Annotated in this window: 8 protein-coding genes; 2 read left to right on the top strand and 6 right to left on the bottom strand. The window is 30.6% G+C overall.

Annotation, left to right across the window (positions count from 1 at the left end; translation table 11 throughout):
* Positions 1 to 55: 55 nt before the first annotated feature.
* Genes KFW21_06500 through KFW21_06510 form a run of 3 tightly spaced genes read right to left on the bottom strand, consistent with a single transcriptional unit; the run spans position 56 to position 5,196 of the window.
* Positions 56 to 2,332, bottom strand: coding sequence for an alpha-hydroxy-acid oxidizing protein (locus KFW21_06500; GenBank protein MDK2819080.1), 2,277 nt, complete (start codon positions 2,330 to 2,332; stop codon positions 56 to 58).
* A 9-nt stretch (positions 2,333 to 2,341) separates the two neighbouring features.
* A complete protein-coding gene (locus KFW21_06505; GenBank protein MDK2819081.1) occupies positions 2,342 to 4,288 on the bottom strand; it encodes a hypothetical protein in 1,947 nt (648 codons plus the stop codon).
* Entirely contained in the window at positions 4,288 to 5,196 is a 909-nt protein-coding gene (locus KFW21_06510) for a DUF2225 domain-containing protein (protein ID MDK2819082.1), read from the bottom strand. Before KFW21_06510 ends, KFW21_06505 begins: the two co-directional genes overlap by 1 nt.
* Positions 5,197 to 5,367: 171 nt before the next feature.
* Here KFW21_06510 and KFW21_06515 point away from each other — a divergent pair, with 171 nt between their 5' ends.
* Positions 5,368 to 6,177, top strand: coding sequence for an undecaprenyl-diphosphate phosphatase (locus KFW21_06515; GenBank protein ID MDK2819083.1), 810 nt, complete (start codon positions 5,368 to 5,370; stop codon positions 6,175 to 6,177).
* Positions 6,164 to 10,432, top strand: a complete 4,269-nt coding sequence (locus tag KFW21_06520) for a DNA translocase FtsK 4TM domain-containing protein (GenBank protein MDK2819084.1) — start codon at positions 6,164 to 6,166, stop codon at positions 10,430 to 10,432. Before KFW21_06515 ends, KFW21_06520 begins: the two co-directional genes overlap by 14 nt.
* Positions 10,433 to 10,512: 80 nt before the next feature.
* Here the strand turns inward: KFW21_06520 and obgE are convergent, their stop codons facing one another.
* From obgE to KFW21_06535, 3 genes are all read right to left on the bottom strand, one after another.
* Positions 10,513 to 11,598, bottom strand: coding sequence for a GTPase ObgE (gene obgE / locus KFW21_06525; GenBank protein ID MDK2819085.1), 1,086 nt, complete (start codon positions 11,596 to 11,598; stop codon positions 10,513 to 10,515).
* A 19-nt stretch (positions 11,599 to 11,617) separates the two neighbouring features.
* Positions 11,618 to 12,055, bottom strand: coding sequence for a dUTP diphosphatase (dut, locus tag KFW21_06530; GenBank protein MDK2819086.1), 438 nt, complete (start codon positions 12,053 to 12,055; stop codon positions 11,618 to 11,620).
* A gap of 64 nt (positions 12,056 to 12,119) precedes the next feature.
* Positions 12,120 to 14,603: a hypothetical protein gene (locus tag KFW21_06535; GenBank protein ID MDK2819087.1), complete on the bottom strand. Its 2,484-nt coding sequence runs from the start codon at positions 14,601 to 14,603 to the stop codon at positions 12,120 to 12,122.
* Positions 14,604 to 14,716: the final 113 nt, after the last annotated feature.

Genomic DNA, 14,716 nt, shown 5'->3' on the forward strand with positions numbered 1-14,716 from the left:
ATAAAAAATATTAAAAAAGAGACTTCTAAGAGTCTCTTTTTTTGTGAATATATTATTAAAGTAATTGTTGTATATTTTGTGGATCAAATATAAGATCTTTTCTTTCTTTTAGTTCTTTGATAGAAGATACTCCTAATAAAAGCATTTGAGTCTGAAGTTGATCTTTGATAGTATTTAGATAAACAGTAACAGCTTCATAACCACCACCAATAGCATGTATAGATGCAGGTCTGCCAATAAGTACTGCATCTGCTCCCAATATGAGAGCTTTAGCTATATCTGCTCCAGATCTGATAGCACCATCTACTAGTATCACGGCTTTGTTTCCAATTACTTTTTTTATATGAGGGAGCATATCTATAGGTAGGGGAGAAGAATCACTAATACGCCCCCCATGAGATGAAACAACAATATGTGTAGCTCCAGCTTCTATGGCTTTGAGGGAATCGGAAACAGATAAAACACCTTTGATAACAAATGGTAATTTATAAGTTTGGGATAATTCTTTTAATTCTGGTACTGTTTTAGGAGTTGTTTCTTGACCTGTATTAGCAAATGTTTTTAATCCTATTCCATCAATATCAGATCCAATGCCTAATATACCAGATTCTACTGCTAATTGATAGCGTAATTTTATATGATCTAAATCTTTTCTAGGTTTACAAATAACAACAGAATGTCCGAAATTTTCTAAAATAGCTTGAGCTATTTTTGGAAATAATTCAGGATAAGCAGAATCTGGTGTGAAAGCCATTGTTCCAGCATGTTTAGCACCTTTTATAAGTGTTCTTTGTAAGTTTAACTCTGTAATAGTATTGTTATAATTATCAATCCCACCACTTATAGGAGCAATAAAAATAGGCATAGAAAATTGTCGATCAAACATGGTGATAGAAGTATCAACTGTTTTAATTTCATTAATATAGTTAGGAATAAGTTTGATTTGTTGAAATCGGCTATAAGCTTGAATAAAAGCTTCCCCTGTTCCAAGACCACCAACTCCAGGTATTTGTCCACGACACCATATACCATCGCACGCTCTACAAACATTACATACAGTTTTTAATATTTTTTTTGCGGATTTTTCACTATTTTGGATAATTGTCGCGTAATCTCGTGTGTCTTCTACTGCTATACGAAGAGTTGCTAGACTTTTGTTGATGGCTCTTAATGCAAGCTCTCTTGTAGGTGCTGTAGCAATTATATTACCATGTTTGTCTAAATTGTTTTTAGGACTAACTATAATATCGCCAACTTGAGCCTTGATAGAGAAATGAGAAATATATTCTTGCTCTAAAATATTATCAGGAATAGAGATACTAGTAACTTTGCCAGGAGGTAATATAATTGCTCTTTCTATACTAGTAAAATTTCTATTCGGAGTAAGTTTGGGAATATTTTCACCCAATGCTGTTTTGATCATATATTCATGGAGAGGAATTCCTGTAGCAAGAGGAAAAGTATGAGAAGACATAAATCCACCAGACAAACGAGCTGCAATTTCTATTACCCAAGTTTTTTCTTTGGATATTTTGATATCAGCCTTGGCTGCTCCATGACTAAGTCCTAGAGCTTTGATACCATCTCTAAAGCTGAAGATAGCTCTTTCCAACCACTCATTATTCAAGCTTGATGGTAATATATGCCCTGTTTCTACAAAATAAGGGGGATATTCTATAATTCTATCTGCAATCCCAGTAATGGTAATAATACCGTTATTAATGAGAGCATCAATACTTAATTCATGGGCATCAATATATTCTTCTATAAGAATTTCTGGAAATTCTCTATTGTTTTCTTGAGCAAGCTCAATTGCTTTTGTCAGTTCTTCTACAGATCTGACAAGAGATACGCCTCTTGCTCCCATATTTCTTGTTGGCTTAACAATACATAGGTGATTTAATTCTTCAAAAAAAGATAAGGCCTCTTCCAAATTAGTGACTACTTTGTATAAAGGAATAGAAACTCCAGCTTTTTTAAAAGCATTACGCATCAAAGATTTATCACTAGCATTCAAAGCCGCATTGGGATGATGCCCCGGTAAATTAAAATAATGAGCAATAGTTGCTACTGTATAGGAAGCATCTGTTCCAGATGTTGCAACACCATGAATTTCGCCTTTTAGTGCGACATATTTTTGGATATTGTTTAAGCTTTCTTGAGCGTTCATAGTATCAGCAATAATAAAATCATCAGATAATTCAAATCCAGGTGCTTGAGCATTTTTATCTGTAGCGATAACTGTTAATCCAAGATTCTTTGCAGCTTTAATGAGAGGAATTTGTAATTCTCCTGCACCTATAACGATAAATTTTTTGTCTGAATAAGACATTAAAACCTCTTAATTATTATCAGTTGTTGAAAAATCCACCGTAGTTGCATGACGGATTTGACTAATCTGATTAATATTTTTAATAATATTTGTAGATTGAATAGTATTGGTATCTAGGGATGGTATAAATTCTATAGGTATTACAAAAGCAGACTCTATATCAATGATTGATCTTGGAGTCATATTTTGTTTGACAGTTGCTGAGTAAGGTGTAATACTAGTTATCGTTGCTGTAGTCAAAGGAACAAAATTTTTATCAAGTATTGTAACTATTGAATTAGTAGTTAATAAGTGAGTTGAACCTAAACTAATATTAAAAGTAGAATTTGCTAATCGTGTATTAATATAACCAATAGGTGGTAACATTTGAGAAATATTCAAAACTAAATTAATAAGATTTTCACTTAATATTTGTGTGCTAAAAGCATGTTTGAAATAATTAATTAACAATCCTTTTTTATCAAATACTTCGATATTTAATACAGAATTATCTTGATTAATAACCATATCTATAACTAGATTGTAATTAGTGTTATTCTGAAAAATCGTTTTGCTTTCTCGTTTGAAGTCTTTTTCTAATTCAACACTAAAAATGATATTAGGATAAAAAAATTCTAAGTCTTTTAATTCTTTTTGGATAGAAGATCCAATTTTACAAGAGCTATCTGTAATAAATATTTTATTTGTATATTGATAAGAGCGTCTTTGATTAGTATCTAGTTTTTTGGTTTTAGTCAGATGATTTCTTAAAGTAATAATTTTAGTTATTAATGTATTATTTGTATCTTGTTTAATATTTTCTTTTAGGAGTTGATTTATTAGATGTTGATCATTTTTTATTTTTGCATAGTCAATAAGGCTATTACGAACTTTTGTATTAGAGGGGTCTAATTCAAATATTTTTTTTAAAAGAGAAAGATAATAATGTCCGAGACCTTTTCCACGCTCTTGAGTGGCTAATTTTTCAAGATATTTAGAAAACATAGTTTTTAACGCTGTGTTATCTGTGGATAATAAATAATTATAAAATGCTGAAATGTACAGTTGATTCGTTGGGTCTAATTCAAAAGCTTTTTGTAGAGATTCATTAGATTTATTAGTGTTATTAGTAATTTGGTATAAATTGTATAATTTCCATTTTAATATGGCTATATTATCTATAGGTAATTCAGCATATATTTGATCAATTAATTCATAATATTTTAAGGCTTCTGTATAGTTACTTTGTGAAAATAATAAATCCCCGAGAAGGTTGTTTCTAAGAATAGAATCTCCAAAGCGTATATTTACTTCTTTCAGGATAACGCTAGCTTTGTTATATTCTTTGTTAGAGATATAAAATTCAGCAAAAGCATCTAACAAATTTTCATTATAAGGAAATCGCCTAACACCTTCTAAAAATATTTTTTGAGCTAATGTCGAATTATTATTTTGTTGAGCAATTTTTGCTCTTAAGATAATATTTTGCCAAGAATTCGGACTGTAATGGTATGCTAATTTTGCCAAACGCTCTGCATCTTGTATAAAACGATATTGAAGATTTAGCAAAGAAAATTCAGAGTATGCTTCTCCCATATTTGGTGATAATTTGATAGCATGAGCATAAGATGTTTGAGCATTAGTATATTTTTTTTGCGCTCTATAAATATTCCCTTCAATTACATAATTACTAGGATTGTCTTTAGAAAGTAAAATTGCTTTTTGAATATTAGTAGTAGCGTCATCATAGTGTCTAAAAGACAATAACAATTCAGCGTATGCTCGATAAATATTATTATCATTAGGATTTTCTTGGATTAATACAGTTAATATAGAAATTCCTAGGGCATAGTTTTTATCAGTAATATGTTGTTGAACTTGTTCCAGTTGTACATTTACAGACTCAGTAGTTTGAGAAAAAGAAATACTAGTGATCTGTATTATTATTAATAACAATATATATTTTGTAATTTTCATTATTCTTCATCTTCCTGATTTTCGATTTCATCAGCAATACTAGTGTCAAATCCTTTGTTAGCAAGTAGTAATAATTGATTACTAGCTTGTGCATATAAATTTTTAGAATTGAGAACAATTACTTGTGGTTTGTTTTTAGTAGATTTTCCTACACCAAATATTTTGGATAATACATGTTTGACATTACCTATTTTAATAATCTGTTTTTCAGGTGGTAATAGATGAATATGTTTTAAAGATAGGTAGGCAATAATATATAAAAGACCATCATATCCGAAGTTGGTATCAACATCTGGTCCCATCCATACAAATCCATCAAAAGATTCTAAATGTTTAAATTGTTTGTCGAGACATTCTGAATAATTAATATAAGATTGATAATATAAAGAATCTCTTAATTCTTTAAAATGTTCTAATTGACTTTTTATATAAAGATCATCGGCTAACCAAGCTGCTCTTAAAGCATACAATCCACGCCTTGCTGTAGGTGATGATTCTTTTGGAAGGTGAATAGTACTTGCAAATGCCAAAATATACGCAGCCAATCCTTCAATAGTATCTCTAAATACAGTAAAATCAATTTTTTCTCCAAAAATATCTGTTAATAATTTATCTCTATTATCTTGTTCAGCTTGAATATCCGCTATCATATTCGGTAAAACTTTTTTAAAATCACTCAACATTCCTGCATAAAGACATGATGGACATACAATGATAGTATATAGAATAGGATTTACTACACCATATTTTTGTGTAGGTATGTACATGCGTCTTAGCTCTGTTGTTAGATCACCTGCATTGAGACGACCCCTACCTGTCTGCAATTCTTCTTTTTGAAATTCAGTTCGGCATGCTGGACAAGTAATAATATTTTTAGAAAAAAATGTAACCTGTTGTTTTTCATTCAAAACGGATCTCCTTGATCAAAAAAAATATAATTATTTGTAGTAATATAAGTATATTGTAACTTAAATACTTTTTTTTTTCAAAAATGAGACCCTTTATTCTTTAAAAAAATGAATAAAGTACGAAAAGGTATATAGAGATATTTTATTTTTATTACAATTATTGAGGTTTTTATGTTATTGGAATTGATTTTTTTAGCTATTATACAAGGTATTACAGAATTTTTACCAGTATCTAGTTCCGGACACCTTAATGTTTTAGCTCACTTTATTTCTTTTAATCAACAGCACCTTTTGTTGTATTTTTTGGTGTTACATGCAGGTACATCTTTTGCTGCTATTTATTTTTTTAGGAAAGATCTTTATATTATTTTTTTAGGATTATGGGATTTTGTTAATAAAAAAAATACACAAGAGTCAAAAGATGCTCTAAAATGGATTCAATTAATTATAATGGTATCTATTCCAACAGCTATTGTAGGAATTACACTTAAATCATTTATAGAAAATCAAGGATCTAACTTATTAATAGTGGGTATAGCTTGGATTATTACAGCTATTATATTATTTTCCACTAAATTTTTTATTTCAAAAAAAATAGATCTTTCCACATTTACAAATAAAGATGCTTTTTTGGTAGGATTAGCTCAGAGTGTTGCTTTAGTTCCAGGAATTTCAAGATCAGGATCAACTATTACAATGGCATTATTATTAGGAGCGACCCCATCTTTCGCTGGTAAGCTTTCTTTTTTAGCATCTTTTGTTACTATTTTTGGTGCTTTATTACTAGAAACATTAGATTATATTAAGCAAGGGAATTCAACATTATCATATAGCATGTTGTTTATTGGATTTATAGTAGCATTTATAGTAGGATTAATGTCATTGAAATTTTTAATTAATATATTAAAAAATGGTAAATTATATTTATTTTCTGTGTATTGTTTTATAATAGGAATATTACTTCTATTTGTTATTTTATAAAGTTGTAGGTACAAAAATGTTCAAAGGTATTTTAAGAATTTTAATTTCCTATACTTTAATCTTGTTTTCTCTTTTATTAATGATTTCTTTAGTCAAATTTTCTCCTTATGATTGGTTTTTTTATACAACAGCTATGAATACATCATATATGAATATATTAGGAATATTTGGTGTAACAATAGCAACGCCATTTGTGTTTTTCTATGGATATTTTTCTTGGATTTGGGTACTATTTTCTTTGTCTATGGGAATAAGTATTTTAATAGGTATTGAACCGCGTAATTTGTTAATTCGTTTTGTTATTTTTCATATTGTTGCACTTCTAAGTTCTGTACTTTTATCTGTCTATACTGCTAATTTTTCTTTTCTTACAGGGGGAATTTTTGGAGCTATTATAGGAAATATAATTGTGGGTACTGTTCCTAATTTTATGATAATTGCTATCATTGTGTCTTTATTAATCATATTATTAATAAAGATGTGGCCTTTTCCTTATCAACAGTTTAGTAAATATCTAAATTCTTGGCATCAACTTCCTCAAACTATAGCAGTAACTACAGATAATTCAGAATATCAAGATAATTCTGCTTATCATAATGAATATATTGATGAATTAGAAGCAATTAATAATTCTATAAAAATACCATCTACACAATATAATCCTATGTTTGATGAAGAGGTTCACTATGGATCTATAGATACTTTAATAGATGATTTAGAGCCAAGTAAGTTTCAATATCACTCTCAACTACCAAGTTTTTTACAAGAAATTGGTGCTGAAGATTTATCTGAACCTGTAAAGTCAGTTTTTATTTCTAAAAAACCTCTTATGAAAGAAAAAGAAATGCTATTAAGAGATGTAGATGTTGATCTCTTATCTCCTTATTTGAAAGGTTCAAATTCTTTTTATGATAAAATAGAAGAAAATACTTTTATAAAATCAAAATCATTAGAAGTGTTAGAAAAAACAAGCTTAATTGAAGATATGCAAAGTATAACGGAAGGTCTTGATGAATTGGATCAATCTTCTCAAGCTATGTCTCCCTCAAGTGAATGGGTAAGAGAATCAGGTGTATCTGTATCAGATTTTATCCGTGTTCAACCAAAAATCAAACGCTTGTCATTTTCTGATGGTATTGTGAGTGAAATACAAGAACCAATAATATCTGAAAATACAAATTCTACGGTAGATACTACTAATGAGACCACTAAAGAAAGATTAGATAACAATACAGCTAGTGGTACATTTAATAATAATATATTATCAGATGAAATTGAAGTTAATATAGAAATACCAACTATCCCTCAACATATTTCTAATTTTCCACCTGTAAGTGCTATAGTGAATGATACTCCGTTTATTTTAGAAGAACTAGATGAGCATGGTCAAGAAGTAGAAAATCTCTCCTTTGAACATTTTGATACTCCTACTGATAATATCAATAATATAGCTTTAAAGATAACAGAATCTGAACGCATACTACTCAATGGTGTAGAAAGAACTATGAATAAGCAAAAAGAATCTTCTCAACTTTTAAAAGAAAAACTTCAAAAACAACAACAAAAATTAGCAGATATATACTATAATAAAACTCCAGTTCAAGTGGAACAACAAAAACATTTCGATGAAGAGCCAGTAAAACTAGTATCTAATTTTATTCTTCAAGATTTTGAACAAGAAATTTTAGCATTACAAAAAGAATCAGGAATCTTAGATACTGTTTCTCAAGTAATATCTGATGATAATTTTTTAAAAATTCACCAATCATCACTAGAATCATCTACGGTATTTGAACCTCTCGTTCAAGAACCTCTTGTTGTAGAGTCTATAGATGTCGCTGAAATGCCTGATAACACTATGGTGGATTCAGCACAATTAATACGAGAATTAATGATTCCTAATATAGATGATATAAAAGATTTTGAAGAGATAGAAAATATAAAAGATAATAGTATTACTGCTGTAGTAAAAACAAATCCTATGGAAGAAATAAATCTTGAAAATGAAGAAGAATATAATACGCAAGAATTCGTATCTCTTATTAGAATGGATTTGGGTGAGGTTGAATTATCAGATATTACCGAATTGACACAAGGTTTTGAACCTTTGGGTATGGATTTGGGTGAGGTTGAATTATCAGATATTATGGAAGTACTACAAGCCGTAGAACCTTTTCACCCTTCATTAGATGATGATCTTTTATTAAATAATGAAGAACAAGATTCGGAAGCGGAAGTCCTTGATCGTAATAAAATTTTAGAATTTAAAAATATTATATCACAAAAAGATGGATTGAGTAATTATGTTGAAACATCTAAAAAAGTTATAGAAAACACGAATAATTATGAAGAAAAAATTGTATTATTAGAAGATAAGATAGAGATAGATCAAGACTTTTTAGTTAATATAGACGATGAATCAACTGATACTACCATACCATTAATACAGAATGCTCCTACAGAATTACTAGAAGAATATAGCTCATATACTATAGAACAAAAAGAAGAGAATTTAATAAATATTTCTGAATTTATAGAATCTCCTGTACAACAAAATATAATAGACACACAAATATTGGATCGAGAACAAGATCAGGAAGATATAATTCTTAATTATGAAGAAGAAAATGAATTAATTAATGATAATAATGATGAAGTTAGTAATATAGAAAACAATCATGTAGATCATGATATTGTTAATTTAGATACTCCAGAATCGTTATTGATGCCATCTATTGTAACGGATTTACATCTAATTCCACCAGCACAATATCCTATTATAGAAAAAGATATATCACCAGCATTTATTTTTCCTAATATAGAAGATCTTGAACCAAATACAGATAATATATCTAAAAACGATGAAGATACAGAAATTGAAAATACCATGAAAATGATAGAAGATACTTATGAAAGTTTTAATATTAATATGCAAGTTGTAGATTTTCATAGAGGACCTACAATTACTCGTTTTGAACTAGAGCCACCATCAGGATTAAAATTAAGAACTATTTTGAATTTACAAGATGATTTAGCATTACAAGCAGGAACATCAAATCTTCGTATTATTAGTCCTGTTGAAGGTCGTAGTCTTATTGGAATAGAAGTTCCTAATAAAGTTCGTCGTAGTTTTCTCTTGAGAGAACAGATTGATAGTACTATTTTTGAAGCCTCTCAAACAGAATTACCATTGATTTTAGGAATTGATGTAGGTGGTGAAGAAATTGTTGGAGATCTTACTACTACTCCTCATCTTCTTATTGCTGGTACTACAGGAAGTGGGAAAAGTGTTTATGTTAATGCTTTAATTATGGGCTTATTATTCAAACTATCGCCTGAAGATCTTAAATTTATTATGGTTGATCCAAAAATGGTAGAATTGGAATTATATAGTGGTATTCCACATTTGTTAGCTCCTATTATTACAAAACCAGAAGAAGCAATGGCTGCACTAGAATGGGCTGTACAAGAAATGGATAGAAGATACAAACTTCTTTCAGAATTAAGTGTTCGAAACATCAAAGAATACAAAAACCTAGCTAAAAATACTCCGACAGGAGAATTAGGATATGAAAAATTACCTTATATCGTAATTATTGTAGATGAGTTTGCAAATCTTATGCTCAGATCTCCAAAAGATACAGAGAAACATATTTCTCGTTTGGCATCTATGTCAAGAGCCGTAGGTATACATCTGGTATTAGCAACTCAAAGACCGTCTGTTGATGTTGTGACAGGTGTTATTAAGGCCAATTTCCCAAGTAGAATAGCGTTTAGAGTTAGTTCAAAAATAGATTCGAGAACAATTATTGATAGAAATGGTGCTGAAACACTCTTAGGTAAAGGAGATATGTTGTTCATGTCACCAAACTATATGGATCCAATTCGTATTCAATCACCTTATGCATCTAGTAAAGATATCTCTAAAGCCGTTAATACTATCAAAAAAAATGGTCCGCCTAAATATGCAATTGATTTTTCTGAAGTATTAGCGCGTCAAGAAGAGAGTAATGCTGATAGTTCTCGTACAGATGCTGTGAGTGATCTTTTGTTTGAAGAAGTACTTCGTTATGCTGTAGATAATGGCGAAATTTCCGCTTCTGGTATTCAGCGTCGATTTAGAGTTGGATATAATAGAGCTTCAAGACTGATTGAATCAATGAAAGATATGAAAATTATTTCTCCACCACCAAGCGCTGGTAAAGGTTGGAGTATTAATATAACAAGAGATGAAATACAAAGTTACTTAGATTAACTATAAAACACAATACTAAAAAAGACAATCCTATCAAGGATTGTCTTTTTTATTAATATTATAAATAATAGGGAAGAAGATTACAAATCGAGTCCAATAGTAAAATCTTCAAATTTATCTACTGGTGTTTCTACATAAGCTTCAAGTTCTTCTGGATCTTGAGGTAGATCATGCCAAATAGTAAATAATTCTTGCTTGAGTTCTGCTAATCCATGTCCTGTACCAGCACTAGTTATAAATATACGAACATTATCTTTTTTCAATCTATCCATGAATTCTTGTACATCTTCAGATATTTCAGGCATAAGATCGATTTTGTTAAAACAAACGACAAAATTACGCTTGGACAAACGCTGAGAATAAGTAGCTAATTCTTGTTTGAGGATATTAAATTTTTCTTCAGGATTTTCCATGATATCTAATACAAATAATAACAACTTAGTTCTTTCAATATGTTTTAAAAATTCAATTCCTAATCCTCGCCCTTGAGCAGCACCTTCAATTAATCCAGGAATGTCAGCAATAAGTAATCCATCGCCAAAATAATCAGGTACCATCATCCCTAAATTAGGAACGAGAGTGGTAAAAGGATAATCAGCTACTTTTGGTCTTGCGTTGGTGAGACAAGATACTAAAGAAGATTTTCCAGCATTAGGAAATCCAGCTAAGCCTATATGAGCAATCAGTTTTAATTCTAATAATAGAGTTTTCTCTTCTCCTAGAGTTCCTTTTTGAGCATAATTGGGACTTTGTTTGATAGAAGTTTTGAAGTGAATATTACCCTTACCACCACGCCCACCTTGTAGAACTTTGTATTCATTTACCCCTTCAGATAAATCAACAAGAGCTTTGTGCGTACCATCTTCAAAAACTTCAGAAACGATTGTTCCAGGAGGAACATCCAAATAAATACTCTGACCTTTTTTCCCATAGCATTTTTGTTCTTGTCCATTTTCACCAATTTGAGCTTTAAATTTTTGACCATTATGATAATTAGCAAGAGTGTGCAACTGAGGATTTACCCTAAAAATAACACTACCACCATCACCACCATCACCACCATCTGGACCACCAAGAGGAACATTTTTTTCCTTGAGGAAGGAAACAGCACCATCGCCACCTTTTCCTGAATAAGCAAAAACTTTTACTTCATCTTTAAAAATCATATTTTATCCTTGTGAATTCTTAGTTATGTGTCCCTGTACTTCCAAAGCCACCATTTCCGCGTTCTGTTTTAGCAAGTTCTTTTACAATAGTAAAGTTGGCTTGTAATATAGGTGAAATAATTGCTTGAGCAATACGCATTTCTGGAGTTATCTCAAAATCAGCTCCACTTAAATTAAGTAATAATATTTTAATTTCTCCACGATAATCAGCATCTATAGTACCAGGTCCATTAGGGATCAGAAGCCCTTTTGATGCCAACCCACTGCGAGCACGAATTTGCATTTCGTAGCCACTAGGTATAGCTACAGATAATCCTGTAGGAATTATAGCGATCTGTCCATGAGGAATAGAGATAGCTTGATCGAGTAAGGCGTAAATATCTGCTCCAGATGAATCTTTAGTTTGATATGTTGGTAATAAAGCTTTTGGATTCAATTTTTTTATTTCGATAATCATGAGGACTCCAGTCATTATTCTTTGTTATTATTATACTGTGAATTATCTTGAATTTGCAAATCTATTAACGAGGTTTGCGTACATTAAAGAACTTTTCTATTTTAGCTAAAATTTCATTAGGTGATAAATAAAGAGATTCTGATGGTTTTGCTGTTTGGATAAAATATTTGCCATAATATTTTGAAAATATTCTGCTATCAAGTACTAGTAAAACACCTCTGTCTTTTTGAGAACGAATGAGTCTTCCTATTCCTTGTTTGTATTTAATTACAGCTCTAGGTATAGAATATTCAGAAAAAGGATTTTTCCCTTGAGCATTTAACAAACGAGAAATAGCTTGTGTTAGAGGATTAAAAGGATTATCAAATGGTAATTTATCAATAACAATAAAACGGAGATGATCTCCTTGAACATCCACCCCTTCCCAAAAGCTTGAAGTACCAAATAACACGGTATAATCTTTGGATCTCATAGTATTGATAAGATAGTCACGAGAATAATCCCCTTGTTTTAAAGGGTGTAATCCTATATTAGCAAATTCATCAGCTAAAACTCTAAATGCATTATCCATTGCTCTATAGGAAGTGAATAGTAATAAAGTGCCACCACCAACAGTAAGTACAGCTTGACGGACTAATTCTAATTTATCTTGTTCTTGTCGTGCAGGATTGAGATATTGCTCATTTACAACGAATATCTCCATTTGATTTTTATAGTCAAATGGACTTGCTAAAATCACATTATCTATTCTTTTTTCTTCGACATATTGTAGGCCAATTCCTTCAGAAAAGAAAGTGAATGTTTTGTTAATAGACAAAGTAGCAGAACTAAAAATAATAAAATCTTTGGGTCTAAAGATATGTCGTGTTAAATAATCGTCTACAGAGGCTGGACCAGCCGAAAATATAATAGCATTATTCGTGAATTCCATTTGTTTAACCGCTATGGTATCAGCATCGAGATTATTGAATATTTTTTCAAAAGTTTGTCTCATAGTATGAAGAGCATTGTTATGAAGATCTACTACACGAAGAATTTCTATGACACGATTTTCAGGAATAATCTCTTGAGTTCTTTCAATCAGTTTGGTGAGATGAGCTTCTAATAATCTAATTTCATCAAATAATAATGATAAAATCTGCTTTGCTGTTTGCCAATGAGGTTGATTGAAAAGTTCTTGATTGATTTCTGTAGATAATTCTACATGCTCTTGTAATAAATTTCTAAATTTTTGTTCTCTTTCTTTTAAGCTAGCTGTGATAGAAAGTACTTCTACAGAACTTTTATGAAATAGCTCTGATAATTCAGAGGATCTGTCTAAAGTAGATCTATCACGGAGCAAGCTTAATTGTCCAAAAAATTTATCTCCTTTTTGTCTATAAAGACGAGATAATCTCCACAAAATAGAACCAAAAGAAAAAGATTCTGCCATAGCATTGAGAGTGATCATAGATAAACTATGAGCCTCGTCCAAGACAAGACCAGAAAAATGAGGAATAGTGGGCATAAAACCTTGTTCATCATCTATCGCAGCTAATAATAACGCATGATTTCCTATCAAAATATGAGAGGCTTCTGCAACCATTCTAGCTTTGTAATAAAAACAATCTGTATAAAAAGGGCATTCTTTACGAGGACAATTAGGGGTAGAAGCAGAGAGCTCTTCCCATAATTCTGGAGATATTTTTTCGGGAATTTCTGAACGAAGACCTTGTTCTGTATTTTTTGACCAAATATTAATAATATTCAATTGATTCTTAATACTATTAGGATTATCAAAAAGAGAAATAGCTTTGTCAAATTCTGTTTGGAATTCGTGTAATGCTTTGGGACAGAGATAATTTGATCTTCCTACTAAAACAGCAAATCTTGGTTTGATACCTGTAATTCTTTCGACAATGGTAGATACTAATTCTGCATCTTTTTGAGCAATCTGATTTTGAAGATTGATTGTATGTGTTGTAACAAAAACACGCTTATCAGATTGTACTGCCCATATTGTAGTAGGAATAAGGTAAGCTAAAGATTTCCCAGTTCCAGTTCCAGCTTCTGCCATAAGAATCTGATCATCATTAATAGCTTTGATTATTTTTTGAACAAGCATTTCTTGAGCTTTTCTTTCTTCGTAAGTTCCTATCACTTCTGCAAGAATACCATCTTTTTGAAAAATAGAAAGTATTTGTTTTTCTTGTAGAAATATACGAGGTTTAGGTTTGTAAACAATATTAACTTCAGAACAATCATTGTTGATAATATAAAATCCTAGCTTTTTGGTCGCCAATAAAGATGCTATATTAATATCAGGGTTAGAGGCTCGGAGATCTCCTGAAGGATGGTTGTGAATAACAAGATCCCCTTTAAGACCATCAGCGAGAGGAGCTGGAACGGCTTGATCATTACCAAATGCTATGGCTTCAAATTCGGATACAATACCACTTCTATCTACCCAAGCAACAAAAAAAACTTCACTACCATGATGATTTTGGATAATAGTAGACATTTCGGAGATGACTTGCGGATGAAAAAGTTCAGCGGTAGTTTTGTGCAAAAAAAGCTCCTTGTTATTGCACTCAGTATAGATTTTATATCTATATATTTTGAAAAATTTGAACTATTATTTCACACTATATTAGTAATGATAGTTTGTTAGGATTTTTCTTA

The sequence above is a fragment of the Spirochaetota bacterium genome, from assembly GCA_030154445.1.
Taxonomy (GTDB): domain Bacteria; phylum Spirochaetota; class Brevinematia; order Brevinematales; family Brevinemataceae; genus Brevinema_A.